The organism is Paenibacillus macerans (assembly GCF_050565405.1).
Classification (GTDB): domain Bacteria; phylum Bacillota; class Bacilli; order Paenibacillales; family Paenibacillaceae; genus Fontibacillus; species Fontibacillus macerans_B.
In genome coordinates, this window is sequence record NZ_JBNYYG010000066.1 from 1 (window position 1) to 24,697 (window position 24,697).

The following is a 24,697-nucleotide window of genomic DNA, read 5'->3' on the forward strand; positions in this document are numbered from 1 at the left end:
GCCCAATTCGGCCAATCGGATCGGATACCCGGTAAACGATATGATCTGGACGATGATCGGGATCGTACTGGCGGGGGGAAGCCTGCTGGCGCGCGAGCACGGCGGCAGCGCCGGCGATCGCGGCGCTGTGCAGCACGTAGCCCCGCCGCTCCGCGCCGCGCAGCAACGCGAGGCCTGCCGTCCAGCCGAGCAGCGCGGCGGCAAGCGCCCCGCGCGATTCGCTCAGCACCAGGCCAAGGGCAAACAGCAGGGCGAGGGCCCCCGCCCGCTGTCCGCGCCACCCGCCTGCGCGCGCAAAATCGCCGCGTTCCATCCGCGCCATCCGTCCCAGGCGCTCCAGGAGAAACGCGGCCATCGCCGCGCCGAAGGCGTTCGGATACTGCAGCAGCCCGCCAAGCCGAGCGCCCGTGGCGGAGACGGCCGGATCGGCGGTGCGCAAAACCGCCCCCGGCAGCAGCAACAGTCCGTACATCGCAGCGAGCGCGGTAATCGCCAGCAGGCTGCCGATCGAGAGCCACCCCACAACCAGGAACCGCCGTCCGTCCTTATGCCTTGCGGCCAGCAAGAATAAAGCCGTCCCCATCACGCCGATAAACGTCCAACTCAGCATCGCTTCGATGGTAGCCTGCACCGACAGCGCCCGCCCCGCCAGCAGGCATAGACCATATAACGCCGCTATTCCAAACGGCCCGGCAACCGTAATAACGTAGCGCAGCGATCCGACACCGCCGGCTCCAATCCCGCCCGAATTCCGTCGGCCGAGCAGATGTCCGATCCCCCATATAGCCGCTGCCCCGGCCGCGGCCAACAACCATACCGATATCAGCAGCAGAGCTCCCGGCGTATCCGTAAAAAACATCCCGTTCATCAAGCCCGCCAACAGGCCGGTCAGACCTACGCCAGCCGCCAACCCGCGCATCCGCCACGTTCCCATTCGTCCGCCGACCTCCTTCCGAAGCGTCGCGCCACAACCATAACCGCAACAACCGCATTGTGCCTCTCGACGACGTTAAAAATGCAAGTTTACTAGTGCGAGGCAAGGCTCCTGCTATATTCATTGGCAAAACGGCGGCCAGGTATTCACTCACCCCCTCCCGATGGATCTAACGGACTCAAATGACGTTAATCGACCATTTCCCGCACATTTCCCGATTTAACGGACCAAGGAGGAGCTATTCAGCCTAAATGAAGACCAAATATGCCTTGATGAAGCAAATAGCGTCAACTCAGTCCGTTAAGTAATGATACACCTCATTTTCGGTCCATTGGCGTCTCCTGTGTCCGTTAGCCAGCTTTCACCTGCGTTCCGGTCGATATGTTTAGGCAAAAAAAGAACCTCGTCCCGGACGAATCTGTCATGGACAGACGTCTTGAACGAGGTTGTTCGTGAAGCCGTTAGTTCACGGAGACGGCGCAGCCGCATTCACCGCTGCCGGGCCGATGCCCCGGCAACAACGGTTTAAATTTCGTTCCGCTGTTCCCCTGTTCCGCTGTTCCGCCGTTCCGCCTACCGCCCTTGCGCGGCGGCCTCCGGCAGCAGATCGCGGCAGGCCCGCTCCAGATAGGGAGCCGCGCCCAGGAAGTCGCGGAACGCGGCATAATCCCGCCAGAGTCCGGCGATGTCCCCTCCCGGCGATTTGACCGCGCGGATCAGGATGTTCTTCGGCGTATGCTCCATATCGATGAACTCCAGCAGCTGCGTTTTGTAGCTCATCACGTCCAACAGCTTGGCGCGGATGGCATCGGTCGCGAGCGCGGAGAAGCGTTCCTTCAGAATGCCGTGGCCAAGCAAAGGCTCCAGTACCGGACTTTGCACCTGGTTAAACAGCTCGTGCTGGCAGCACGGAACCGACAGGATCACCGAAGCGTTCCAGCGGACGGCCTTCTCCAGGGCGGCATCGGTCGCCGTGTCGCAGGCATGCAGCGTGACGACCATGTCGACGGCGCTTAATTCGTCATAGTCGGCGATATCCCCGACGAGAAAGCGCAAGTCTTCATACTGCAGTTTGCGGGCTAGCGCTTCGCAGTGTTCGATCACGTCCGTCTTCAGGTCGAGGCCAACCACGTTCAGCTTCTTTTGCTGCTGCACGGCCAAATAATGATACAGCGCAAACGTCAAATACGATTTGCCGCAACCGAAATCGACGATCGTCAGCGGCCGGCCCTCCGGCAAATGGCCGAGGACGTCCTGGACCATTTCAAGGAAGCGGTTGATCTGCTTGAATTTGTCGTATTTCTTCGCCAGCACCTTGCCTTCCGCGTTCATGATGCCCAGCTCGATCAAAAAGGGAACCGGCTGTCCCTCCTCCAACACGTATTGCTTCTTCCGGTTATGCGTCAGCGTGCCCAGCGGTTGGCGGGAAGGCGCCTTTTTCAGGATCGTCACTTTGAACTTCTTGCTGATCAGCACTTGGTAATCGGCTTCCGCTGTGCATAGCAGCCCTTGTCTGAACGTTTCCGCGAACAGCTTCGTCAGTTCGTCCGCAAACGCTTCGGCCGGAACGTTTTGGTGGAGCACTTTGTTCGCATAATGGTAGGCAAATTGATAATGCAGTTGCTTTTTGATTTCCACCGGTTTGATTTGCACCTTGCTATATTCGGTTTCTCCCGGTTTGCGGCGCCCGCTGATCGTTGCCGTGATCAGACTGCCTTGCTCCGCCAGTTCCTCTACGAGTTTGCGCAGTGATTCCATCTTTTCGTTTAACAGCTGCCTTTCTTTCCTGGTTTATACGGGGACCCGGCCTGCCATCCCACGTCTTAAAAAAAGCGGTCCAAATCGGCGAGGCCCTCTTCAACCTCTTCCAGCGGCAATCCGCCGGCCGCAAGCCGGTCGGGCGCCAGCGCCAACAGGCGATGGTAGAAGCTCTCGGCTTCATCTCTGGACATTTGCTGCTCCTGCAGCAGCCGGTACAGCGCATTTTCCGCCTGGTCGAAGCGGTCTTCGCTTTCCTCATAGCGCAGCACCAGCCGTACCGTATCGGGAGGCAGCCGGTATTCCTTCAGCAGTTCCTGCAACTCAGTTATGGCCTTCGCCGCGTCCCATAACGAACGGTCTGCTCCATGCTGCACAGCCGTCAAGAACAGATGCAAGGACTTGATTCGTCGTGCCGCCCCTTCGTCAAGCTGCCCCGACGAGGCATGCAGATCGCCCTCTTCCTTCAACAAGCGGGCAAGGCTTTGTAGCTTGTCCGCCTCCAGCTCACCGCCGCTTTGGAAGATCCGCACGATATTCTCGGCCGAAAGCGAGCCCAGCAACTGCGAGTTAAGGCGAAACTGTCCCTTATACAACTCGTCAAGCTCCCATAAGGCTTCGATCACCTTTTTTTGCTGTTTCAGCATAAACACTTTCCCCAGGATTGCCGTCATATCTTCAATCATGCGGACCAGGTAATCTCTTCGCAGCATGCTCTCCCATCCTTTCCTTCCGAATCGCGGAATTCGGCGCGAATGCCCGAAACCGGAGTTCAGAAGAAGCTCCGGTTTCAATGGCATTTCTCCAGTTTATACGCAGGCCGATTTGCTTTAGGCTTCCCCGGCTTCCGCCGATACGCCCCGGAGGAAATCGGAGAGAACGGCATAAAGCTGCTCGGGCGCTTCATACATGCTCATATGCCCCGCCCCTTTGATGACCGCCTTCGTGACATGCGGCCCTTCGGCCGTGAATAACCGGGCCATCGGCACGACGGCGTCGTTCTCGCCGGCCACCAGCAGCAGCGGGAGTACCGGATCGTCCATCACGTCCCGGCGGTCGGCCCGCTCGCGCATGGCCAACGCCGCTCCAGCGGCCCCCTGGGGAGGCGTACGGTATCCGATTTCCTTCACCCGATCCACCTCGGACTGCAGTTTATCCACCGTGTCCGGGGAGAACAAGCCCGGTACCAAGCCGTCCACGAATTTCGTGATCCCTTCCGACCGGATCAGGGAAACCGCCTGCACTCTTTTTTCCTTTGCCTCATCGCTATCCGGAAAACCCGTAGAGTGTATCAGGCCGTAGGCATTCAAGCGGGAAGCGTATCGTTGAGCCAGCGACAAAGCCACATAGCCGCCCATCGAGTGGCCCAGCAGCGTGTATTTCGCAATGCCGAGCGCCTCCAACAAACCGGCGACATCGTCGGCCATTTGTTCGATCGAATAAGCGCCGAGCGGCGCGTGCGATCCGCCATGGCCCCGAAGGTCGGGCGCAATGACTTGATATTGATCAGCAAGCAGCGGCTGAACCTTCTCCCAGTACGCGGAGCTGCCGCAAAATCCGTGCAGCAATACTACCGTTTCGCCCTGTCCTTGCTGTTCATAGGCGATCGTTGACCCGTTAACCGTTATCTTGTCCATCTCGCTACCTACTTTCTGTTTTTAGATGTAGTTCAAAAAGTCATCTTTAGATCACGAGGCAGATTCCAGAAGCTTAATCGACATCGAATCTTGAATTCACCCGGGCTTTCCGTTGCTCACGTAGATCTGTCTACGCTCCGCTACTCAATCCCTAGCTTCATCCAACCTTCTCGGTGCTCCAAACCTGTCTTTTTGAACCTTCATTGAATTGAATGTAGTTCAAAAAGTCATCTTTAGATCACGAGGCAGATTCCAGAAGCTTAATCGACATCGAATCTTGAATTCACCCGGGCTTTCCGTTGCTCACGTAGATCTGTCTAATGGCCCCCTATTACGCTCCGCCGCTTTTCCCAAACGCAGCCGCCGCGGCGCCGGCAATTTCATCGGCCATTTGCATGACCTTATACAACGAAGTCATTTGCAGCGTCCAATACGGTTTCGGCCCTTTGACATTAACGACTGCGGCGATGCTGTAATGCCCCACCTCGGGCAGGCTGGCGCCGACGGATCGGGCCGGCTGCAAAGGCTGGCCCGATACCAGGTAATAACCTATTGATCCGGGGGTGCCCAGACAAGCATCGATCGCCACGACGACGCGCCCTTCGGGGATCTCGGCCATGCGTTGCTCCAGGTTCGTGGCATCGCACGGCTCGCGTAGCGTGCCGATCACATCCGCAACGCCAAGCTCGAGCAATCTGGAGCCCACGAGCGGGCCTAGCGCATCCCCGGTCGACCGGTCCGTGCCGATGCACAAAAAGGTGACGTCTTTGCGGTTATGCCGCGCACGGATACCGGCAAAAAAAGCTTCGAGATCGCCGCCGGTCAGCTTTTTGCGGTCCAGGCTCGCCGCCGGCCATTCCTTCCATTCTTCCATGGCCCAAGAATCGCCCCCTCACGGTATTACGTAACCTGATTGTAACGCATCCCGCAGGCCGATCGCAAAACTTCATGAACTTGCCTCCATCATGGTACAATAGCTAAAAACCTACGCGGAAGGATGTTATGAATATGGATTTGTCCATGAAAAGCCAGGAAAATATCGAATACATGATCGAAGCCATCAAAACCAAGCTGAGAATGGCGTCCGGCGCCGCGATGTCGGCCTCCGCGTTCCACGTTAACCAATATGACGATATCCGCGATGTTTATGACATCGTGATGAGCAAAGAGCGGCTTAGCATTTCCGAGGTCGAAGCGCTCGCCCAGGAACTGGGAAGATTGCGCGGCAAAGCCTGATCTCCCGCGCCAATCGGGCTTAGTCTCGTCGATTCAGGCTAAAGACCGTTTCCATATGGCCTACCAACCAGCCCTCATCGTTCGTAATCGAAGACGGGAACGCTTCGCGCAGCTTGCGGAGCGTTTCTTCGTTCTCGTACCCCAACTGCTCCAGCACGCCTAAGGCAATCAGTCCCCACTCATCCTCCGACCCATCCTGCACTTTGAAGGTGACGGCGAGGCGTTCGCGGCGCAAGGCGAAGGCGTATACGCCTTTAAACCCGCCTTTGGCCACGATATTGGGGTCCTCCAGCAAAATCGAGTCGACCCGCCCCGTTCCGGCGACCAGCAGCGGATGGCGGTTCATCGCCCCGGTAATCGTTGCTGCCGCCTCGGCCGTAGCCGGATCGGCGATAAGGTCCGGGCATGCCAGCTTCAGATAAGCCGCAGCCAAAGCGGATAACGGCAGCGCGAATACGGGGAAGCCGCAGCCGTCCGTCCCCAGGGAAATCCGCTCCTGAGGGATATCCGCCAAGGTGGCCAGCGTCTGCAAAATTTCCCGTTGTACCGGATGATCCGGCAGGTTATAGCCGTCCAAAGGATAGCCCTTCAGCTTGCTGTACGCGAGCACGCCCAAATGCTTGCCGGAGCAATTATGGTAGAGACGTCTGCGTTCCCCGCCTCGGCGCAGCAGCGTCTCCTTCGCTTCCTCGTCGAGCGGCAGGCTCGGGGCGCAGACCAACCCTTCTTCGGCGAGCCCGGCTTTGCCGAGCAACCGCTCCAGCGTGCCGACATGGATTTTCTCGGCTCGATGGGAAGCGGCCATGACGGCGACTTCGTCATCACTTAACCCGAACGCCGCTTTTATCCCCGCCCGGATTCCCGGAATCGCCTGGATCGGTTTGGCCGAGGAACGCGTAAACACGGTAGCATGCGGGTTCCCCGCTTGCCCTGCGATTTCGCCCTGTTCATTGATCAAGCAAATATGTCCATAGTGGCTGCATTCCAGCAATCCCCCGCGATATTCATTCACCAACAAAGCCTCTTTGTTATTCATCTATCTTTCTCTCCTTATTCCCGGTTGCATCCCTTCACAGTATAGTACTTCCGCCGCGCCATGGCTATAGATCCTCCCGTCGGCTCCACTTGGGTAAAAGGTATATTCGCAGGCGCCGTATGCGCAAACTATGCCTGTTTTCACAATGAAAGGAGTGCATCGACGTATGCTGAAACCCGAGGATCAACAGGAGCAATATGTCGCCGAACAAATCCGCGCGGGGCAAGCCGGCGAGTTTCCCGAACACAAGGAGATTGAAGAAGCGGAAAACGGATCGATGGTGAATGACATGGAGGATTTAATCCAGTTGGGAGAAGACATGGAGGAAATGCGGACCAGCCGGGAGGATTTCGAACAAAGCGGCCTGCTTTCCGATCCGAAGCAATGACCCCGCAAAAAAAGCGCTGCCTTGGGCAGCAGGCAGCGCGGATATGTATCATTCGGGTTAGTTCGGGTCCATATGGTCCATGATTTGCTTCAACTTCTCCGTCGCCCGCTTCTGAATGCGGGATACGCTCATTTGGGACATGCCCAGCTTTTGGGCGATCGCCCTTTGGGACTGCCCCTCCTGAAAGGCCAGCAACAGCACCTGCTGCTCTTGGATTTTCAATTGACCCAGCGCCTGCTGCAAGTCCATCCGGTTCTCCACCGTATCATAATCATTGGCCTCCGCGCTGATCAGTTCGCCAAGCGTTGCCGCGCTTTCGTCCGGGGACAGCGGCGAATCCAGCGATACATAATGATAGCACTCGCGGCCGGCGAGCACTTCGACCGTCTCCTCGACCGAGAGCTCCAGATGCGCCGCGATTTCCTTTACGTCGGGGGAGCGTTCCAATTTGACGGTAAGTTCATCTATCGCCTGTTGGACGAGCGCCCCTTTCTCCTTGATCCTTCTTGGCACCTGAATATACCAGGACTTGTCGCGCAGATAGTTTTTCATATGGCCGATCATGCTTTTCATCGCATAGGGCTCGAACGGGATGCCCAACTCGCTGTCATACTGCTGCAGCAGCCGGACTAACGCCATTTCGCCTACCTGGTACAAGTCCTCGTATAAATCGGGCCGGTTGCGGGCGATTTTGCCTGCGGCCATCTTTACCATCGGGTCATATTTGCGGATCAGTTCGGTGGCGATGTCGTTATCCTTCGTTCGCTGGTATTTCCGAATCAGGCCGGCCGATTCGTGTAAAGACTCTTGGGGAGTCGCTTTGTCGGTCATACCTTCTCCTCGCTCTTCTGAAGTCGGCGGACCATCATCACCTTCGTTCCTTGACCGGCTTGGCTCTCCACGCAAACATCATCCATCAGCGCCTGCATCAGATAAAAGCCCAACCCTCCGATCGGCGCTTCGTTTAATTCTTTCTCGTGCAGCGTCACGCGTTCTCCGGTCTTCCCCCACGGTTCAAAGCTCTCCCCTTCATCTTTGACCGTAATCGATAAAGCGTCGGCTAACACTTCAAACGTGATTTCCATCTTTCCGGTTTCCTGTTTGTAGGCATACAATACGGAGTTATTGCAGGCTTCGGAGACCGCCACCTTCATGTCTTCGATCTCTTCGTACGAAAAGCCCATTTTCGACGCGACGCCATATAAATTCAATCTTACAATGTCCACGTATTCCGCTGTTGCCGGCAGGCTGATGACGATTCTCTCTACTTCCTCTATCATTGATACTCGATCCTTTCCTTATTGGGAGTTCTCCTGTGCGGCAAAAAATTTTGCAATCCCGGTCATTTCGAACAACTTCCGGATATGATCCGGTACTTCCCTAACGTAAAACCGCGCGGTCATTCCCTGTCTAGCCTTCAAAATGGAGAGTAAAATCCCGATACCGGTACTGTCGATGTATTTGAGTTCTTTCAGATTAATGACCAAGTCCGCGTCCTCGTTGCCTACCAGCGGTTCCATGACTTGACGAAAGTCCGGAGCCACGGACAAATCCAGCTCTCCGCATAAATATACGGTGCGAATCCCGTTTTCCATTTGTGGTGTAGCGGAAAATTTCTCGCTTTTTCTCGTATTCATAAATTACTCGCTCCTGAAATAGGTTTTCTTAATACAACATAACCCAGCATGTCCAGTCATGAATCAAATCGGTTCGCCTTCCTCAGCATCGTAACTGCTCAGCGGAATCGTGAACGTAAACGCTGCCCCTCGTTCCTTCAGCGGCTTCGCCTGCAGTTCGCCCCCCATCATGCGCACCATCATCCTGCAAATGGCCAGACCAAGGCCGGTGCCGTCATATTTTCTCGACATTAGGGATTCCAATTGGGTAAAAGGCTCAAACAACTGCTTCACCCTGTCCGCAGGGATGCCGATGCCGGTATCGCTGATCGTAAATTCCAGCTCCAGGCGACCGGTCCCGGCAGGATTGGAGGAGACGATCAAATAAATGCCGCCTTCCTCGGTATATTTTAGGGAATTGGCGATCAGATGGACCAATACTTTGCGCAACCGCCAAATATCTCCATACAGGATTCCCGGGATCTTCTCGTCGATAAAAAACAGCAAATCCAACCCTTTGCGGCCCGCATCCTCCCGAAACAAATCGAAGATGTCCTGCACCGCCGCCCTTAACGCAAAAGGCGCTTCCTCCAGCTCCAGCCGACCGTCCCCCAACCGGGCATAATCGAGGATATCGTTAAACATCGCGATCAGGGAATGGGCGCAACCGCGGATAATCTTGGCATATTCCCGCTGCTCCTCGGTCAGCTCCGTCTCCAGCAGCAGCTCCGCCATACTGATGACTCCGTTCATCGGCGTGCGGATCTCGTGATTCATCATGGCCAGAAAGTCTCGTTTCGCCTGCCCGGCCGCATCCGCCGCCTCCCTAGCCAGAACGAGCTCGCGGTTCACCCGCTCCAGTTCCCGGGCTTGTTGCTGCAGTTCCCGCTTCGTCTGCTCCAACAGAATCGTTTGCGCTTCAAGCTTGCGATTTAACCGCTCCATGCTTTCGCCCGCTTCCCTCATTTTAGCGAAATCCACACCAGGCATTTGTCGTCTTCCCGTTCCTGCGGCTGCGTTTCGTCAAAAAACAGCTTGCCCATCCCCTCCCGGTCGAATCGATGGCCGCCCCGGTTCAGGTTCGCTTCCAGCCAAGCCTGCCGTTCCTCCTGGGTCCCCGGCTGCGCATCGGCGAGCCCGTCCGTATAAAGCACGATGTGCCCCTCCCCCTTGTAATAAAGCGTCTGCGGCTCGGTTTCGATGGTATCGAACAGGCCGACGGGCGGGCCTACCTTGTCCAGCCTTACGAGCGAACCGTCCTGCTGGTAGAACAGCCCCGGCGGGTGTCCCGCGTTCACGTAATCGATTTTCTGATGGCGGGTATCGACCACTAAATAAATGGCCGTAAAATAATATTGGATCAGCTTGCTTTCGATATGTAATTGAATGAACCGCCGGTTGAGCTCCTGAATGACCTTCTCGGGTTCGACGTAGGTATGGACGGTATCTTTCAAAACGGAGGAAATAAACATGCAGAACAAAGACGAGGAAATACCGTGGCCCATCATGTCGAGCAGGATCAAGGCGTACCTTCCTTCCCCCAGCGAATACCAGGAGTAAAGATCGCCGGCCAGCTCGTAGGAAGGTTTATAGATCGCGTCAATTTCGATTTCGGGGTCGCGGATCGGGGCGCTAAGGACGGCGTTTTGCACCAGCGCCGCCAGTTTGAGCTCCTCCTGGATGCGCTGGTCCCGGGTTCTGTGCCAGTCCTTCTCCAGCTTGAGCCGTAGCGCAAGGCGTATCCGCGCCATCATTTCCACTTTATTGATCGGCTTGGTTACGTAATCGACCGCCCCGGCATCCAGCGCTTCCGCCAGCTTGTTGGAATCCCCGACCGCCGTCACCATAATGATCGGTATCTCTCTCAGGTATTCGCTCCGTTGCAATTGGCGGCACGCTTCGATTCCGTCCATTTCCGGCATCATCATATCGAGCAGGATCAGATCCACGTCCGACGGGCCGCTTTCCTCAATCGTCTCCAAGCTTTTGACCCCAAGCCGTTCAAACATGTCCCGGGCCGACGCCACCGCAACCGTGTTGCGGTATTGCTCTTTCTTTAAAATTTCGCGAATGATAATGATGTTTGTCGGATTGTCGTCAACGATTAGGATTCTCATGGTAATCTCCTTAAAATTAAAGCTATTACAACAATTCGGCAAAAAAAAGGGGAGTCCTGCCCGCAGAGGTAAATTGGAAACATCTCCCTGAAACCCAAAAAAGGAATGAGGCCGCTACCCCATTCCTTTTGAATTGCGTCTATGCAGGCAGGGTCCGGGTAACCAGTTTACATTACCCCTCCCTTCCCGGATTGAAACGGCTGCGGATTTTCACGAATCGTCCCAGCCGTCTAGCTGCGGTATTTCTGCCAGACGTCCGCGGCGACGTCCACCCATTTGACCCAGCCGACAGGCTTGCGGGAATCGCCCTCCGCCGCCGAGGCCGACTCGGCAAGCCGAGGGACCGCAGTCTGGTTGGTCCGAATCTGTTCGCTCGGCGCCTCCGTTCCTTTTGTCCCGACCGGCGCCGACGTTTTGGCCGTTTTCGGGCGGCTTTTGATTCTCCCGACCAGCGCCGCCGAAACCTGTTTAGTGGCCAACGTAACTTCGCTCAGCACCTCGCCGGCGTTTTTGACCGATTCCAGCACCGGATCGATTTGCTTCATTTTGTGCTGAATATCCCCGGTAAGGTCGTTGGCCTGCCTGACGATCTGCTTCACCTCCGAACCTAACTCGTCGATCGTTTTTTGGACCTCTTGCAGCGTTTCCGTCGTCGTTTGCAGCGAACGTTCCGCCGCCTTCAGCGTTTTGACCAGGTACGCGACAAGCACCACGAAAGCCGCTGCGGCAACCGCCACACTGATCTCCCATATCATTCCCATCTCCTCGCTTTCCGTCCCGCGTTGACATCAACGAATGCCGTATTCGTATTCGTTCTCTTGTCATTAACTATACACGAATTTCACATGAAGAAAAGTTCATTTCTTGGGCTGCTTATCCTATGTAACAGAATTCGCGGAGGAGCAGCGCAGGGCCGGCACGTCCAGGAGGATAGTCCGGGATGCCGCGTTCGAAAAGCAGGTGCGCCGACCACACCCATTCAATTCTCTGAGTAACGAATCGTTATAACCTTATTAGACGTTTTTCAACTGTTTGTGAAAGCTAACGAACCGAGATCACCTTATTGCAGCCTCGACCACCTCATTTGAGCCGACTTCATCTCAATAACGTTTGGTAGATTCGTTAAATTTTCTCCATCACCCTTTTCGGGAATATAAGATGTCTGGGATTCGTTAAAAATCTGAATGCGGCCGTAAAATATAGGTGCGATAACGCTGCTTGCCGCTGGCCGCATTCACCAGTTCCTGTTCCGTCAGCCGATGCAAAATTCGCCGCGCATGTTGTACGGAAATTCGCAAATGTCCCGCAAGATCGCTAGACGAGAAGGGGCGAAGCCGCCGCCGTGCGAAACGGACCGCTTCCGCTTCCAGCCAATTCGGCTCTTCGGCGACGCCTTCATCCGCCACGTATTTTCCGATGAAGGATAATATCAGTTGCTGACAGCGCTTCGGTTCGTCCGTTATCGCCGGGTAGGCGATCGGAAGAAAAACCCAATCGTCCAGCGTTGAAATCAAGAACCTCCCATTCGGGATGAAGGCGGTCCAGGCTCTTCACTGCCGGATACCAGACGGCACGCAGGAATTCACGAGTACCGTGCCCTAGTCCTTTTCCCAGCAGTTCCTTCCTCCGGTGATTTTTTTCCTCGGCTACGGCTGCTCCCAGCCATTCTTCATAAGCATCCTCAAAGATCAAGATGATCACACTCCTCATCGCAAAATAGGCCGTAAAACGCCAAAAGCCGCTCCGACCCATCCAGCCCCCAAAAAGGCGAAGAGTCGAAGCGGCGTGTGCTTCACGACCGCAATCATGTTCAATTATAGCCGAAGGGTATACGTTAGCCAAGCGGCGGAGATCAGCCTACTTCAGCACGCTGCCGCCATACATAAAGCGGTAAACCCAAGAGCCGTCGAGCTGGTCGAGCTTGACTCCGCCCGATTCCGACGAATACGTGTGCAGCAATTGCCCGTTACCGAGATAAATCGCCACATGCGTAATGCGTTCGTTAGCTTTGTTGATGCCTTCATACGATTTGGCCGAGGAGCCCTTGTAGCTCATGAAGAATACCAGGTCCCCCCGTTTCAATTTATCGATGCTGTAAACGGCGGTTCCGTTGTCCTGAATGAAAGAGCCCTGCTTGCGTGAATCCGTAGGGATCGCAATGCCCAAAGCTTCTTTGTATGCCTGTCTGGTGAAATCGGAGCAGTCGAACGTCGTCGTCGTATTCCGGTTCGAGCCGAATTCGTAAGGCGTGCCCAGATACTTCATGCCGGTCTGAATCATTTGTTCGATTTGCTGGCTGATCACATTCACCGGCTCCGGAGTCGGCGTAGGAGCAGGCTCGGACGGCGGATTGCCTTGTCCATTAATTTCCAGGTACTTATCTATCGTGCTGACGTAACCTATTTGGCCGCCCGACGTCTGTACTTTATAGAAGTGCTCGTTGCTCTGCTCCAAAATGGTCAACTGCGTACCCTTGCGGAGCATGGCGATGACGTCGCCCGAAGTGGACGGTTCATTACGCATATTCACGCCGTACGACACCGTTGCCGGCCATCCCAAATAAGGCTGGGAAGGGGTGACGGCAACGGACTCCACCTCGATGTATTTGTCGTTGGCGCTAACGTATCCAACCGTTCCTTCTTCGGTTTGCACCTTATAGAAATATTTGTTGCTTTGATCCAATACGACGACTTCGGAGCCTTTTTTCAGAAAACCGATCACGTCTCCGGATAGGGAAGGCTTATCGCGGAAGTTGACGCCGCCCACGATGCGGCCTTTCGTAATCGTTTGCGAAGATGCTGCGGCGGCCGATGCTTTAGGGGGAAGAGCTGTATAGGAAGATAGAAGAATTGCACTCAACAAAGTGATGGCTATGCTTCGTTTCATGAGTTATTGTTACCTCCTAATGTAAGTTCTTGGTGTGAATGGACGGTGCCTTGTCATATCTCCTTTCTTTGGACTTGTCCCCATTATATCCCTTGTCGAATGATGTCTGAATCGGTCGTTCCTCACATTATAGGAAAGCGTATTCAAAGACGTTGGGCCTAGTTTCTAACTATAAAAAGAGAGGCACATGGCCTATAAACTTTAGGTTTGATTTATCCGATTTGCAGGGCCCGGACCCGTTTTAAAGGTTAAAAATCTGTAACCAAAGTACCGTCCGAGCCTCCGTTTCTATTCGTTATCCATGTTTTTCCTTCTATCCCAAAAGACCTATTCCCTTGGGGCCAGCGCCCGATGTTCGGACAAAAAAACGCCGAAACGGAGAGGCGGGGAAACATTTCCCAGCTTTCCGTCCCGGCGGTTTCAGCCGCTGCGGCTTGTCCTTTCGGCGTTATGTACCTTCTATCCAAGCAGGCAAGGCGTTTGTCTTATAACTCCTTGGGTTCCACATGGACATGAACGTGCATCACGTTCTGAACCTTCCTCATCCGTTCCTCGACGCGATCGCTGATTCCATGGCTTTCAATCACGGTGAGCTGCGGATCTACTTCGATCACGACATCGACCAGCACATGGTTGCCATGCACGCGGGCTTTCAAGTCCTTGATGCCCTCGACGCCCTTGGTCCGGGCGATCGTGCTGCGCAGGTCGCCCAATTCCTTCTCGTCGAAGCCGTCGGTCAAATTATGCGTGGACTCCCGGAAAATTCCCCATGCCGTCCTGCAAATGAGCATCCCCACCGCGATCGCCGCAACGACGTCCAGCCAAGGCAGGCCGAACTGTGCTCCGATAATCCCCACGGCCGCGCCGACGCTGACCAGCGCATCGGACAGGTTGTCCTTCGCCGCCGCCATTAAAGCGTGGTTGTTAATCTGCTTTGCCAGTCTCCGATTAAACCAATAAACGCCGCCCATCGCCAGCGCGCAGACCAGCGCGATGCCCGCCGAGCGTACGTCGGGTCGGCTGTGCTCGCCGGCGGCCAAGGCCCGCACGGCGTCGACGATCACCTGAATCCCGACCGTGGCCATAATGAAGGAAGCGACCAGCGCCGCGATCGTCTCCGCCCGGAAATGGCCGTACGCATGATCGGAATCCGGCGGTTTTTGCGATATTCTCAGGCCGATCAGCACGGCCACCGATGCCACGATATCCGTCAGATTGTTAAACCCGTCGGCAAGCAGCGCGCTTGAAGCGAAATAAAAGCCGCTGACCAATTTGAAAGCGGACAGCAGCAAATAAGCGGAAATGCTGACCCAAGCTCCGCGTTCCCCTTTTCGTATATCCTCATAAACATCCAAGTCCCGCACCCCCAGACTTCTTCTCCCGTAAATTTTCAAGTGAAAGTTCAAAAAACCTCTAAATGAAAAATGTTTAATCATCGTAGCAAACAAACCCCGTGTAAGTCCAGAGAAACAGTGTTGCCCCCGGCAAAAGCGGCCTTCATCATTATTCCCGTTGTACGCGCTTTTAAAAACGTATAAAATAGGGACAGCCCCTTTCCATACAGAGGAGATGATATCGGTGACGGAAGAAAACAAGGAACCCCGCAAAATTGATTTGGCGGAAGCGATGCGCCAGAAGCTGCAGCAGAAAAAACAGCAGCAGCAGGCCGCAAATAAACCGGGTGCGAAAGACAATCTTCAAACCAAAGCGCTTAAGAGTCAAAACAATAAAAAGCCAAACAATCAGCGCCGCCGTACCGGCGGGTCGTAGCGCCAAACGGCAACGCAAAGAAAGCCGCAGGGGGATCCATCAGGATCCTCGTGCGGCTTTGTTATGTCAAGCAAGGCATGACTAGATGACTAGACTTCTTCCGGATACATCGATTTCCGCAGATTTTGAATTTCTTCGCTTTCAAGATATTCGTCGTACGTCATGATGCGATCGATGATGCCGTTCGGCGTAATCTCGATAATGCGGTTGGCGATCGTCTGGATGAACTGATGGTCATGCGACGTGAACAGGATCGTGCCGTCAAAATCGATCAATCCGTTGTTGAGCGCCGTGATCGATTCCAAATCGAGATGGTTGGTCGGTTCGTCGAACAGCAGCACGTTGGCCCCATTGAGCATCATTTTCGCCAGCATGCAGCGCACCTTCTCGCCTCCGGACAGAACGCTCGCTTTCTTCAGCGCTTCCTCGCCGGAGAATAGCATCCGCCCAAGGAAACCGCGCAGGAACGTCTCATCCTGGTCGTTCGAATACTGACGCAGCCAATCGACCAGATTCATTTCGACGCCGTCGAAATAGCTGGAGTTATCCTTCGGGAAATACGCCTGAGAGGTCGTGACGCCCCAGCTGTATTCCCCGGCATCGGCTTCCAGTTCGCCCATCACGACTTGGAACAACGTCGATTTCGGCAAACCGTTCGGCCCGACGAATGCGATCTTATCGCCTTTATTGACGACAAAGCTAACGTTATCAAGCGCTTTTTCGCCGTCCACGGTTTTGGTCAGACCGTCCACGGTAAGCAACTGCTTGCCGGCTTCCCGCTCTGCCTTAAAGTTAAGGAACGGATATTTCCGATTCGAAGGGCGCAGATCGTCCAGGGTAATTTTGTCGAGCTGCTTCTTCCGCGAAGTCGCCTGTTTCGATTTCGAAGCGTTCGCCGAGAAACGTTGGATAAAGGCCTGCAGCTCTTTGATCTTCTCTTCCTTCTTCTTGTTGGCATCCCGCTGCAATTGCAGAGCCAATTGGCTGGATTCATACCAGAAGTCGTAGTTGCCGACGTACATCTGGATTTTGCCGAAATCGATATCCGCGATATGCGTACATACCTTGTTTAGGAAGTGACGGTCATGGGATACGACGATGACGGTGCCTTCGTAATCCATCAGGAAGTTCTCGAGCCACTGGATCGACTCCAGGTCCAAGTGGTTGGTAGGTTCGTCCAGCAGCAGGTTGTTCGGACGTCCGAACAATGCTTGCGCCAGAAGGACGCGGACCTTCTCGTTGCCGCTGAGCTCCGCCATTTTCTTGTCGTGCAGCTCGCGCGGAATGCCGAGGCCGATCAGCAGCGCGGCCGCGTCAGGCTCAGCGTCCCAGCCGTTCAGCTCGGCGAATTCGCCTTCCAGTTCCCCGGCCCGCATGCCGTCTTCCTCGGAGAAGTCCGTCTTGGCGTACAGGGCATCCTTCTCTTTCATAATCGAATAGAGTCTGGCATGCCCCATAATGACGGTCTCCAGCACCGGAAACTCATCATATTCGTAATGGTTTTGCTTCAGCACGGCCATCCGTTCGTTCGGCGTCATAAATACTTCGCCTTGATTTGGTTCGATTTCGCCGGACAGAATTTTCAGGAACGTCGATTTACCCGCCCCGTTCGCTCCGATCAAACCGTAGCAGTTGCCGGGCGTGAACTTTATATTTACATCTTCGAAAAGTGCCCGTTTTCCGTAGCGGAGCGTTACACCGTTTGTACTGATCATGTTAGGCATTACCGTCCTTTTAATTAAAATAAAGGTTCAAAAAGGCTTCGTGATAAGAAAAACTGTATCGATGAACAATCAAAGAAGACAGACCGCCCTAAGATGAAGTTTTTCTTGAGATTTAAGGATGAAACACTCAGATGACTATTCATTCTTAAATCTTCAAAAGATGACTTTTTGAACTACCTCTAACTACTGGCGTATTATATCATAGATTGCCGGAGATGTTGAACCAATACGAAGAGAAACCCAACAATTGCACAAGTTTTCGTTCGGATCAAAATGCCCCCTGCCGGCCAAAAAGCCGACCAGGGGGCGAGAGATCGCAAAATGATTTTATTAACTCTTTCCGCTTAGCTGGGGACTTCTAGGCGTTTCCGCCTGCGGGTCCGTACGAGTCAAATGCGGCAGCCGCAACGTCTCCCCGTGATGCAGCAGCCGGATCGTATCCTCGGCAATGCCGCGCCGCTGCCGGTCCGCTTCCAGGCGGTCGAGCGCTTCGCGGGCCGTATCGTCGGCGAGCCGGAACGTGCCGTAATGCATCGGAATCATCAGCTTGCCCTTCACGTCGACAAAGGCCTGCAACGCCTCTTCCGGCGTCGTGTGCTGGCTGGTCATGAACCATTCCGGCTCGTATGCGCCGATCGGCAGCAGCGCCACATCGATGTCGAAGCGTTCGCCGATTTCCGCAAAGCCGCGAAAATAGCCGCTGTCGCCGGCAAAATAAATCACTTGCGGCTTTTCCCCTGCTTGAGGCCGAGCCGGCTCCAGGACATAACCGCCCCAATGGGACGTATTCGTATCAAACGGCGTGCGGCGCGTCCAGTGTTGAGTCGGCACAAACGAGATTTTTACGTCGCCGAGCCGCAAATCCTCCCACCAGCTCATCTCGCGGACGCGGCGGAAGCCTTTGCGCTGCATTTTCCGGCCGAGGCCGACGGGAACCAAAATCGTCGTTTCGCTGCCGTATAGGCGGCGGATGGAAGCCATATGCATATGATCGTAATGGGAGTGCGATATCAGGATGAGGTCAATGGGCGGGACTTCGCCGATCGGGATGCCCGGCGCGCAAAGCCGGCGTTGGAACCCCATGTGAGACGCCCATACCGGGTCCGTGACGATGTTAAGTCCTGCGTATTGGATGAAAAAGGTGGAGTGTCCGATCCAGGTTACCGTCGTTTCCTCTCGGTTTTGCTGCAAATAATCGAGCTGCGGCGGCAAACTGGGGATGACGTAGGAATAGTCCTTCTTTTTTCTGCGGCGTTCTTCCCGCCATTGTCTGAACTGCTTCAACGTTTTGTCTGTGCTCACATTATCGATATTGTTGTAGCGCGTTCTTCTCGGCATCGATCCGGGTGCTCCTCTCCGCTTTTCTTTATCTCCTATTCTAAAACAATTTCAGGCGGCATTCCAAATGCCCGGCATCAATCGGTCGGGTCCTTATATTTCCAGGCGTACAGGAACAGAAACAGCACCGCTCCGAATACGACCAGTTCCGGCGCCACCATGATGAGAAACCATTCCATCCGCTCTCACCCTTTCTCCGGCGAGCTGCCCCGCACGTATTTCGCATCGAATAGAAACAACCGCATCAGCAAAAACAGTGAAGGGATCAACACCACCAACCCGGCCACGAAAGCGGTGATGAGCGCGACGGCCATCGTTTCATTCGTGAAGCTCTCGTAGATGCTCACCTGCTTATAGAGAATATACGGCAGGTGGCTCCGCCCGTACCCGTACCAGGCAAAGGCAAACTGCAGCATGACGAGCAGGAAGGACCACCCCAGCCTGCTTTTTTTCCATACCAGATAAACGGCACCCAGAAAGCAGGCGAGCGAAGCGAGAAACATCCACGATACCTCCAGCATATGTACGAAGTGCTCAGGATTTTGCCGGTTGATCTGAAAAAAGGCGAATACACAGGCCAGAATCGTCGGCCCGCTCCATAACAGCGCATAACCTCGCAGCACCTCGAAAGCCGGGCGGTCGCCTGCCTTGTCAGCGTAAAAGGCAAGGAACATCGCCGAAATATACAATACGGAGACGAGCGCCAGCAGCAGAACCGACCATGTATACGGATTGCCGAAGAAGGCCCCCCAATCCAGGATGACCTTGCCCTGGCTTTCGCCGATGATGCCGCCCTCCGAAATCGCCAAAATCGTCGACAGCGCGGCCGGGATCAGAAGCCCCGTTGCGCCGTAGATCGCCATGTACGTTTTGTTGTTCGCCTTGCTGCTGCCATAGGTATTGTAAGCGTAATAAGCCCCCCGCAACGCGAGCAGCGCCGTTACGAGGCTCCCTGGAACAAGCAGCGCGGTGCCGTAATAATAAGCGGAATCCGGGAAAAAACCGACGAGCCCCACGACGAAAAAGATCAAAAACACGTTCGTCACTTCCCATACCGGAGACAGGTAACGTTGAATGATATCGTGAATTTTGTTCTCATGGCCCGTAACCACGCTGTAATAGCTGAAAAAGCCGGCCCCGAAATCGACGGAGGCGACGATCAGGTAGCCGAACAGGAATGTCCACAGCACGGTGATGCCGACCAGCTCATAGCTCATTTCGTGCTCCCCCCTTCGATCCCGGCCTGCCGCATTTCCGTCAGGACGTCCTTATTGCGGAACATCCGCGATAAGACCGCGACGCAAGAGACGCACAGCACCATGTACAAAACGACGAACAGGACCAGCATCGGTCCGACGCTCTCCGAGGTGGTAGCGGCGTGGGCCACCTTCATATAGCCGCGGATGATCCACGGCTGCCGCCCGAACTCCGCGAACATCCAGCCGAGCTCGATCGCCGTCATCGCCAGCGGACCCAGCGCCAAAATGCCGATGAGCAGCCACACCGGATATCCCTTTTTGCCGCCGGGCAACCTGCGCCGCAGCAAATACAAGAACGGGATCAGGACAAGCAGGGCACCGATCGTAACCTTCAAATCGAACATATAATGGATCAGCAAAGGCGGGCGTTCATCCTCGGGGAATTCCTCCAGTCCGACCACTTTGGTGTTCGGCGAGTTTCCGGCCAGAATGCTGAGCGCATACGGGATCTCCAGCGCATACTTGATATTTCCCGATTCGTCCAGCACGCCGCCGTAAATGAGCGGGGCCCGTTCCATCGTTTCGAAATGCCATTCGGCGGCAGCCAGTTTCTCCGGCTGGTACCTGGCCAGGAATTTGCCGGAGAAGTCGCCGATGACCGCCGTTGCCAGCGCAAACGTAAACGCCGAGACGACCGTCAGCTTCAGCGCCTTCTTGAAGTACGCATGGTTGCGGCCGCGCAGCAGGCTGAAGGCGGCGATGCCGGCCAGCAAGCCGGCGCTGACCGTATAGGAGGAAGCCAGCACATGCGCCACCTTCGTTGGCGTAGCCGGGTTAAACATGGCCACGAGCGGCCGGAAATCGGCGATGACGCCGTTTTTGAGCGTAAATCCCTGCGGCGTGTTCATGAACGCATTCAGTGTCGTAATGAAGAAGGCCGACGCGGAGGAGCCGATCGCGACCGGAATCAGCAGCAGGAGATGCAGCAGCTTGTTTTTGAACCGGTCCCAGGTGTACAGATAGATGCCCAGAAAAATAGCCTCGACGAAAAAGGCGAACGTCTCCATGAACAGCGGCAGCGCGATCGCCTGCCCGGCCACCCGCATAAAGGTCGGCCACAGCAGGCTGAGCTGCAGACCGATCGACGTGCCCGTCACGACGCCGATCGCCACCGAAATGACGAACCCCCGCGCCCAGCGTCGGGCTAGCAGCGTATAATGGGGATCGTTGGCGCGGATGCCCCGCCATTCGGCAAGGGCGATCATCAGCGGCACGCCGACGCCGATCGACGCAAACACGATATGTACGAACAAAGTCAGCCCGGTCAGCATGCGGCTTAACGTCACCGGATCGAGATTTGCCATGGTTCCTCCTTGGATCAATCGTATTTTGTGAACAAATGCCGACGGGTTGAACTACCGAATTTCAATAGGGTGAACTCCCGCTAATAATAGTGCAAAAAGCGGATGATGCTTTTGACGAAGGCATACAGCATCATGACGGCGACGACGACGCAGACGATGACCAGGGTCCTCTCTTGTTTATGAAACATGCTTTCGCCTCCCTGCCTGATTAGTGTGTCGCCGAAGTTCCTTTTTATTCCTTTGACCATTTGAGGTACAATGAAATTAAAATTTAAAGAATCGGCTTTTCAGCACCGAGAAGCTTGGAGGAAGCTAGGGATATCAGTGACGCGACTGAACATAACGGAACGTAATGACCTTATTTGCCCATTTCCCGGCTATTTCCCGCTGTAACGGACTCCAGAGACCTTATTGGGCTCTCATGACCGCCATTTAGCCGCCCTTAACCGAAATAAGGTCTCCTCGGTCCGTTAAGCCGATTATTTCATTGCCTTAAGAAAGGGAGATGTGAACATTCTATGAAAATCATATTCATCGAACCGACCCCCAGCCCGAATTCCATGAAGCTGCATTTGGACGAAAGCCTGGAGCCGGGGATCCGGAAAACATATACGCTGGATAACGAACGCTCCGCCCCGTCCTGGATCCGCGGATTGCTGGGCATCCCCGGAGTGAAGAGCGTGTTCCACACCGCCGATTTCGTCGCCCTGGATCGCAAAGGCAGCGCCGATTGGGCGGCCATTTTGTCCGAGGTGCAGCAGCAATTCGGCCAGGAGGGCGTGGAATCGGCCTGGAGCCCGGACAGCGATGAGGCGACGGGATACGGGGAAGCGCAGGTGTTCGTGCAGTTTTTCCGCGGCATCCCGATGCAAATCCGCGTCAAAGCGGGGAATCGCGAGGAGCGGATCAGCTTGTCCGAGCGGTTCGTAAACGCGGTGACCGAGGTGGCCAGCGCCACGCTGATCAAGGAGCGCAAGCTGAGCGACTACGGCGTCCGCTACGGAGAGCTGGCCGACATCGCGCGCGAGGTCGAGCAGGAGCTGGAGGCGGCTTATCCGCCGGAGCGGCTGAAGGGCATCGTCGACCAGGCGATCGCGCACGGCCGCAGCGAGACGGAGTTCGTCGAACAGCGGCGCGAGCTTGGCCTGGACGAAATCCGCGAGCGCATGCAGGACAGCGACTGGCGCGTGCGTTACGCCGCGCTTGAGGCGCTGCAGCAGCCGGCCGCGGAGGCGCTGCCGCTGCTGGCGGACGCGCTGCGCGACCCGCAGATGCAGCTACGCCGGCTCGCCGTCGTCTACCTCGGCGACCTGCGGACGCCGGAGGCGATGGAGCTGCTGTACGCGGCGCTGCGCGATGCCTCCGCCGCCGTGCGGCGCACCGCCGGCGACACGCTGTCCGACATCGGCGATCCCGCGGCCACGGGGCCGATGATCGAAGCGCTGTCGGACAGCAGCAAGCTGGTCCGCTGGCGCGCGGCCCGCTTCCTGTACGAGGTCGGGACCGACGACGCGCTTGAGGCGCTGCGCGCCGCGGCCGACGATCCCGAGTTCGAGGTCGGCCTGCAGGCGCGCATGGCCGTCGAGCGGATCGAGTCCGGCGAGCAGGCGGCCGGCACCGTTTGGCAGCAAATGGCGGGCCGCGACCGGGGAGGCAGCCGGTGACGGCCGCCCCGGCTGTTTGTCCGGCCAGTTGTCATTAAATAGACATTGCCCCTCCGGCGGGCTTGCTATATACTATGAAAATGTGTCAAGGCAAGTATTTAAGTGTTTAAGCGAGTATGCTCCTTGATCCAGCAGCGTGATGGAAAGACGCTTTATGAACTTCATATGGAACCTCATCATTTACGGTGAGGTAGAGGTCGCGATTGTGAAGAGTACACCGGAGGAGGCGCCAGAAGCCGCCTGGGAATCCGGTCGAAAGGCGCCGTCGCCGAAGCTTGGCTGCCCGCTTCTATCGGCACCCGGGCTGGGGCTGTTTCCGAAAGGGACAGAACTGTCACGATGTTCCCGTCACCCGGGGAATTTCGTGTTGAGCTATCTTCATGGAATGGTGCGGATACACGGTATAAGTATGGCCGCGGAATCCTTTCCGCGGCCTTTTTCTATGCGGCTCAAGGTCTGCGCACCGCATCAGAGGCAGGCTCCGGGGAAAAACTACGGTGTTAGAAGGAGTGTTTCATCCATGAGTAATAAAAATACGGTGGCGGACGACCGGCTCAAACCGGGTCTGAAAGCCCGCCACATGACGATGATCGCGCTGGGCGGTTCGATCGGGACCGGCCTGTTCCTGGCGAGCGGCGGCGCAATCGCTTCGGCCGGCCCCGGCGGGGCGCTTCTCGCCTATGCCGCCGTCGGCATTATGGTTTATTTCCTGATGACCAGCCTTGGCGAGTTGGCAACCTATATGCCGGATTCCGGTTCATTTGAGACGTACGCCTCCCGCTTCGTCGACCCGTCCCTTGGCTTTGCCATGGGCTGGAACTTCTGGTACAACTGGGCGATTACGATCGCGGCCGAGCTGTCCGCGGCGACGCTGATCATCAAGTACTGGTTCCCGGACAGCTCGTCGCTGCTATGGAGCGTGCTGTTTTTGGCCTTAATCGTCGGACTTAACATTTTGTCTGTCAAAGGTTACGGCGAATCGGAATATTGGTTCGCCATGATCAAAATCGTCGTGGTCATCGTATTCCTGATCGTCGGCGTGCTGATGATCTTCGGGATTATGGGCGGCGAAGCGGTCGGCTTCTCCAACTTCACGATCGGCGACGCACCGTTCCATGGCGGATTCTTCACCATCCTTGGCGTATTTATGGCCGCCGGCTTCTCGTTCCAGGGAACGGAAATGGTCGGCGTCGCCGCCGGGGAAAGCCACAACCCGCGCGAACATGTACCCCGGGCCATCCGGCAGGTGTTTTGGCGGATCCTTGTCTTTTACATCCTGGCCATTCTCGTGATCGGCCTGCTGATTCCTTATACGAATCCGAACCTGCTGCAAGGCGGGATCGAAAGCATCGGCGTCAGCCCGTTTACCCTCGTGTTCGAAAAAGCCGGCATGGCCTTTGCAGCCTCCGTCATGAACGCCGTCATTCTGTCGTCCGTGCTGTCCGCCGGCAACTCCGGCATGTACGCGTCCTCGCGGGTGCTGTACTCCCTGGCCAAGCGCGGCAAAGCGCCGAAATTCCTCGGCAAATTGAACCGCCGCGGCCTTCCTATGAACGCGCTGCTATTGACGACGCTCGTCGGCATGCTGGCCTTTTTGGCCTCGCTGTTCGGCGACGGCGTGGTGTACAATTGGCTGCTTAACGCCTCCGGCATGTGCGGCTTCATTACCTGGCTGGGCATCGCCATCAGCCACTACCGGTTCCGCCGGGCCTATGTCGCCCAAGGCCGGGACTTGAACGACCTGCCGTATAAAGCGCGCTGGTTCCCGTTTGGCCCGATCTTTGCCTTCGTGCTTTGCTTTATCGTCATCCTGGGGCAAAACCTGTCCGCCTTTGCGGGCGAAACGATCGACTGGTACGGCGTCGTCGTCTCCTACATCAGCGTACCGCTGTTCCTGATCGTCTGGCTCGGATACAAATGGACCAAGAAATCGAAACTGATTCCGCTGCAGGAATGCGATTTCGAGGTTCATCCGGCAAATGTGCAAAAATAAAACAAACCCCCATCCGGCAAATCGTCACGGATGGGGG

Annotated in this window: 24 protein-coding genes, 1 pseudogene and 1 riboswitch; of the genes and pseudogenes, 5 read left to right on the forward strand and 20 right to left on the reverse strand. The window is 55.8% G+C overall.

Going from position 1 to position 24,697, the window contains the following annotated elements; all coding sequences use genetic code 11:
• From ACQ4N8_RS24540 to yyaC, 5 genes and pseudogenes are all read right to left on the reverse strand, one after another.
• A pseudogene (locus ACQ4N8_RS24540) lies at positions 1-934 on the reverse strand (hypothetical protein); the annotation flags it as partial.
• A gap of 573 nt (positions 935-1,507) precedes the next feature.
• The gene (locus tag ACQ4N8_RS24545; RefSeq protein ID WP_430706980.1) at positions 1,508-2,692 is read right to left on the reverse strand and encodes a class I SAM-dependent methyltransferase; all 1,185 of its coding nucleotides are present in this window, start codon (positions 2,690-2,692) and stop codon (positions 1,508-1,510) included.
• A gap of 65 nt (positions 2,693-2,757) precedes the next feature.
• Positions 2,758-3,405 carry a DUF6483 family protein gene (locus ACQ4N8_RS24550; RefSeq protein ID WP_430706981.1) on the reverse strand — a complete coding sequence of 216 codons (648 nt, stop codon included), beginning with the start codon at positions 3,403-3,405 and terminating at the stop codon, positions 2,758-2,760.
• A gap of 117 nt (positions 3,406-3,522) precedes the next feature.
• A complete protein-coding gene (locus ACQ4N8_RS24555) occupies positions 3,523-4,329 on the reverse strand; it encodes an alpha/beta fold hydrolase (protein ID WP_430706982.1) in 807 nt (268 codons plus the stop codon).
• 331 nt (positions 4,330-4,660) lie between these two features.
• Positions 4,661-5,203 carry a spore protease YyaC gene (gene yyaC, locus ACQ4N8_RS24560; protein WP_430706983.1) on the reverse strand — a complete coding sequence of 181 codons (543 nt, stop codon included), beginning with the start codon at positions 5,201-5,203 and terminating at the stop codon, positions 4,661-4,663.
• A gap of 134 nt (positions 5,204-5,337) precedes the next feature.
• On the opposite strand from yyaC, the gene ACQ4N8_RS24565 reads away from it, so the two are divergent.
• The gene (locus ACQ4N8_RS24565) at positions 5,338-5,565 is read left to right on the forward strand and encodes a DUF1128 domain-containing protein (RefSeq protein WP_430706984.1); all 228 of its coding nucleotides are present in this window, start codon (positions 5,338-5,340) and stop codon (positions 5,563-5,565) included.
• A 19-nt stretch (positions 5,566-5,584) separates the two neighbouring features.
• Here the strand turns inward: ACQ4N8_RS24565 and ACQ4N8_RS24570 are convergent, their stop codons facing one another.
• Positions 5,585-6,601 (reverse strand): asparaginase, encoded by a 1,017-nt coding sequence (locus tag ACQ4N8_RS24570; protein WP_430706985.1) that lies wholly within the window; start codon positions 6,599-6,601, stop codon positions 5,585-5,587.
• A gap of 166 nt (positions 6,602-6,767) precedes the next feature.
• On the opposite strand from ACQ4N8_RS24570, the gene ACQ4N8_RS24575 reads away from it, so the two are divergent.
• Entirely contained in the window at positions 6,768-6,989 is a 222-nt protein-coding gene (locus ACQ4N8_RS24575) for a hypothetical protein (protein WP_430706986.1), read from the forward strand.
• Positions 6,990-7,046: 57 nt separating this feature from the next.
• On the opposite strand, the gene ACQ4N8_RS24580 is transcribed toward ACQ4N8_RS24575, so the two are convergent.
• From ACQ4N8_RS24580 to ACQ4N8_RS24620, 9 genes are all read right to left on the reverse strand, one after another.
• A complete protein-coding gene (locus ACQ4N8_RS24580; RefSeq protein WP_430706987.1) occupies positions 7,047-7,820 on the reverse strand; it encodes a sigma-70 family RNA polymerase sigma factor in 774 nt (257 codons plus the stop codon).
• Positions 7,817-8,269, reverse strand: a complete 453-nt coding sequence (gene rsbW, locus ACQ4N8_RS24585) for an anti-sigma B factor RsbW (protein ID WP_430706988.1) — start codon at positions 8,267-8,269, stop codon at positions 7,817-7,819. Before rsbW ends, ACQ4N8_RS24580 begins: the two co-directional genes overlap by 4 nt.
• Before the next feature lie 18 nt (positions 8,270-8,287).
• Complete coding sequence (locus ACQ4N8_RS24590) at positions 8,288-8,626, reverse strand: STAS domain-containing protein (protein ID WP_430706989.1); 339 nt, start codon at positions 8,624-8,626, stop codon at positions 8,288-8,290.
• A gap of 63 nt (positions 8,627-8,689) precedes the next feature.
• Positions 8,690-9,595 (reverse strand): ATP-binding protein, encoded by a 906-nt coding sequence (locus tag ACQ4N8_RS24595; RefSeq protein ID WP_430706990.1) that lies wholly within the window; start codon positions 9,593-9,595, stop codon positions 8,690-8,692.
• Positions 9,568-10,722, reverse strand: coding sequence for a PP2C family protein-serine/threonine phosphatase (locus ACQ4N8_RS24600; protein WP_430706991.1), 1,155 nt, complete (start codon positions 10,720-10,722; stop codon positions 9,568-9,570). The genes ACQ4N8_RS24595 and ACQ4N8_RS24600 overlap by 28 nt, the downstream gene beginning before the upstream one ends.
• A 230-nt stretch (positions 10,723-10,952) precedes the next feature.
• On the reverse strand, positions 10,953-11,477 hold the full coding sequence (locus ACQ4N8_RS24605; RefSeq protein WP_430706992.1) for a DUF948 domain-containing protein: 525 nt from the start codon (positions 11,475-11,477) through the stop codon (positions 10,953-10,955).
• A gap of 417 nt (positions 11,478-11,894) precedes the next feature.
• Positions 11,895-12,236: a hypothetical protein gene (locus tag ACQ4N8_RS24610; protein ID WP_430706993.1), complete on the reverse strand. Its 342-nt coding sequence runs from the start codon at positions 12,234-12,236 to the stop codon at positions 11,895-11,897.
• Positions 12,237-12,579: 343 nt separating this feature from the next.
• Positions 12,580-13,608 (reverse strand): SH3 domain-containing protein, encoded by a 1,029-nt coding sequence (locus ACQ4N8_RS24615; protein ID WP_430706994.1) that lies wholly within the window; start codon positions 13,606-13,608, stop codon positions 12,580-12,582.
• 485 nt (positions 13,609-14,093) lie between these two features.
• Entirely contained in the window at positions 14,094-14,963 is an 870-nt protein-coding gene (locus ACQ4N8_RS24620; protein WP_430706995.1) for a cation diffusion facilitator family transporter, read from the reverse strand.
• A gap of 214 nt (positions 14,964-15,177) precedes the next feature.
• Here ACQ4N8_RS24620 and ACQ4N8_RS24625 point away from each other — a divergent pair, with 214 nt between their 5' ends.
• Positions 15,178-15,378 carry a hypothetical protein gene (locus ACQ4N8_RS24625; RefSeq protein WP_430707009.1) on the forward strand — a complete coding sequence of 67 codons (201 nt, stop codon included), beginning with the start codon at positions 15,178-15,180 and terminating at the stop codon, positions 15,376-15,378.
• 89 nt (positions 15,379-15,467) lie between these two features.
• Here the strand turns inward: ACQ4N8_RS24625 and ACQ4N8_RS24630 are convergent, their stop codons facing one another.
• The 5 genes from ACQ4N8_RS24630 to ACQ4N8_RS24650 form a co-directional block, all read right to left on the reverse strand.
• Positions 15,468-17,093 (reverse strand): ABC-F family ATP-binding cassette domain-containing protein, encoded by a 1,626-nt coding sequence (locus tag ACQ4N8_RS24630; RefSeq protein ID WP_430706996.1) that lies wholly within the window; start codon positions 17,091-17,093, stop codon positions 15,468-15,470.
• Positions 17,094-17,432: 339 nt separating this feature from the next.
• Positions 17,433-18,440 carry an MBL fold metallo-hydrolase gene (locus ACQ4N8_RS24635; protein ID WP_430706997.1) on the reverse strand — a complete coding sequence of 336 codons (1,008 nt, stop codon included), beginning with the start codon at positions 18,438-18,440 and terminating at the stop codon, positions 17,433-17,435.
• A gap of 77 nt (positions 18,441-18,517) precedes the next feature.
• Positions 18,518-18,619, reverse strand: a complete 102-nt coding sequence (gene cydS / locus ACQ4N8_RS24640) for a cytochrome bd oxidase small subunit CydS (RefSeq protein ID WP_430706998.1) — start codon at positions 18,617-18,619, stop codon at positions 18,518-18,520.
• Between the two features lie 6 nt (positions 18,620-18,625).
• Positions 18,626-19,657 carry a cytochrome d ubiquinol oxidase subunit II gene (locus tag ACQ4N8_RS24645; protein ID WP_430706999.1) on the reverse strand — a complete coding sequence of 344 codons (1,032 nt, stop codon included), beginning with the start codon at positions 19,655-19,657 and terminating at the stop codon, positions 18,626-18,628.
• Positions 19,654-21,003 carry a cytochrome ubiquinol oxidase subunit I gene (locus tag ACQ4N8_RS24650; RefSeq protein WP_430707000.1) on the reverse strand — a complete coding sequence of 450 codons (1,350 nt, stop codon included), beginning with the start codon at positions 21,001-21,003 and terminating at the stop codon, positions 19,654-19,656. Before ACQ4N8_RS24650 ends, ACQ4N8_RS24645 begins: the two co-directional genes overlap by 4 nt.
• A 518-nt stretch (positions 21,004-21,521) precedes the next feature.
• Between ACQ4N8_RS24650 and ACQ4N8_RS24655 the strand changes: the two genes are divergently transcribed.
• A complete protein-coding gene (locus tag ACQ4N8_RS24655; protein WP_430707001.1) occupies positions 21,522-22,667 on the forward strand; it encodes a virulence factor in 1,146 nt (381 codons plus the stop codon).
• Positions 22,668-22,850: 183 nt separating this feature from the next.
• A riboswitch (Lysine riboswitch) is annotated at positions 22,851-23,050 on the forward strand.
• A gap of 137 nt (positions 23,051-23,187) precedes the next feature.
• A complete protein-coding gene (locus tag ACQ4N8_RS24660; RefSeq protein WP_430707002.1) occupies positions 23,188-24,660 on the forward strand; it encodes an amino acid permease in 1,473 nt (490 codons plus the stop codon).
• The last annotated feature ends 37 nt before the right edge of the window (positions 24,661-24,697 follow it).

What these genes read in the sequence shown, in the direction of transcription:
- ACQ4N8_RS24580 (WP_430706987.1), bottom strand. Translation starts at nt 7,820, where the DNA reads ATGACCGACAAAGCGACTCCCCAAGAGTCTTTACACGAATCGGCCGGC.
- ACQ4N8_RS24650 (WP_430707000.1), bottom strand. Translation starts at nt 21,003, where the DNA reads ATGGCAAATCTCGATCCGGTGACGTTAAGCCGCATGCTGACCGGGCTG.
- cydS (WP_430706998.1), bottom strand. Translation starts at nt 18,619, where the DNA reads ATGGAATGGTTTCTCATCATGGTGGCGCCGGAACTGGTCGTATTCGGA.
- ACQ4N8_RS24655 (WP_430707001.1), top strand. Translation starts at nt 21,522, where the DNA reads ATGAAAATCATATTCATCGAACCGACCCCCAGCCCGAATTCCATGAAG.
- ACQ4N8_RS24570 (WP_430706985.1), bottom strand. Translation starts at nt 6,601, where the DNA reads ATGAATAACAAAGAGGCTTTGTTGGTGAATGAATATCGCGGGGGATTG.
- ACQ4N8_RS24635 (WP_430706997.1), bottom strand. Translation starts at nt 18,440, where the DNA reads ATGCCGAGAAGAACGCGCTACAACAATATCGATAATGTGAGCACAGAC.
- ACQ4N8_RS24645 (WP_430706999.1), bottom strand. Translation starts at nt 19,657, where the DNA reads ATGAGCTATGAGCTGGTCGGCATCACCGTGCTGTGGACATTCCTGTTC.
- ACQ4N8_RS24625 (WP_430707009.1), top strand. Translation starts at nt 15,178, where the DNA reads ATGATATCGGTGACGGAAGAAAACAAGGAACCCCGCAAAATTGATTTG.
- ACQ4N8_RS24605 (WP_430706992.1), bottom strand. Translation starts at nt 11,477, where the DNA reads ATGATATGGGAGATCAGTGTGGCGGTTGCCGCAGCGGCTTTCGTGGTG.
- yyaC (WP_430706983.1), bottom strand. Translation starts at nt 5,203, where the DNA reads ATGGAAGAATGGAAGGAATGGCCGGCGGCGAGCCTGGACCGCAAAAAG.
- ACQ4N8_RS24565 (WP_430706984.1), top strand. Translation starts at nt 5,338, where the DNA reads ATGGATTTGTCCATGAAAAGCCAGGAAAATATCGAATACATGATCGAA.
- ACQ4N8_RS24595 (WP_430706990.1), bottom strand. Translation starts at nt 9,595, where the DNA reads ATGCCTGGTGTGGATTTCGCTAAAATGAGGGAAGCGGGCGAAAGCATG.
- ACQ4N8_RS24555 (WP_430706982.1), bottom strand. Translation starts at nt 4,329, where the DNA reads ATGGACAAGATAACGGTTAACGGGTCAACGATCGCCTATGAACAGCAA.
- ACQ4N8_RS24590 (WP_430706989.1), bottom strand. Translation starts at nt 8,626, where the DNA reads ATGAATACGAGAAAAAGCGAGAAATTTTCCGCTACACCACAAATGGAA.
- ACQ4N8_RS24575 (WP_430706986.1), top strand. Translation starts at nt 6,768, where the DNA reads ATGCTGAAACCCGAGGATCAACAGGAGCAATATGTCGCCGAACAAATC.
- rsbW (WP_430706988.1), bottom strand. Translation starts at nt 8,269, where the DNA reads ATGATAGAGGAAGTAGAGAGAATCGTCATCAGCCTGCCGGCAACAGCG.
- ACQ4N8_RS24630 (WP_430706996.1), bottom strand. Translation starts at nt 17,093, where the DNA reads ATGATCAGTACAAACGGTGTAACGCTCCGCTACGGAAAACGGGCACTT.
- ACQ4N8_RS24660 (WP_430707002.1), top strand. Translation starts at nt 23,188, where the DNA reads ATGAGTAATAAAAATACGGTGGCGGACGACCGGCTCAAACCGGGTCTG.
- ACQ4N8_RS24615 (WP_430706994.1), bottom strand. Translation starts at nt 13,608, where the DNA reads ATGAAACGAAGCATAGCCATCACTTTGTTGAGTGCAATTCTTCTATCT.
- ACQ4N8_RS24545 (WP_430706980.1), bottom strand. Translation starts at nt 2,692, where the DNA reads ATGGAATCACTGCGCAAACTCGTAGAGGAACTGGCGGAGCAAGGCAGT.
- ACQ4N8_RS24600 (WP_430706991.1), bottom strand. Translation starts at nt 10,722, where the DNA reads ATGAGAATCCTAATCGTTGACGACAATCCGACAAACATCATTATCATT.
- ACQ4N8_RS24550 (WP_430706981.1), bottom strand. Translation starts at nt 3,405, where the DNA reads ATGCTGCGAAGAGATTACCTGGTCCGCATGATTGAAGATATGACGGCA.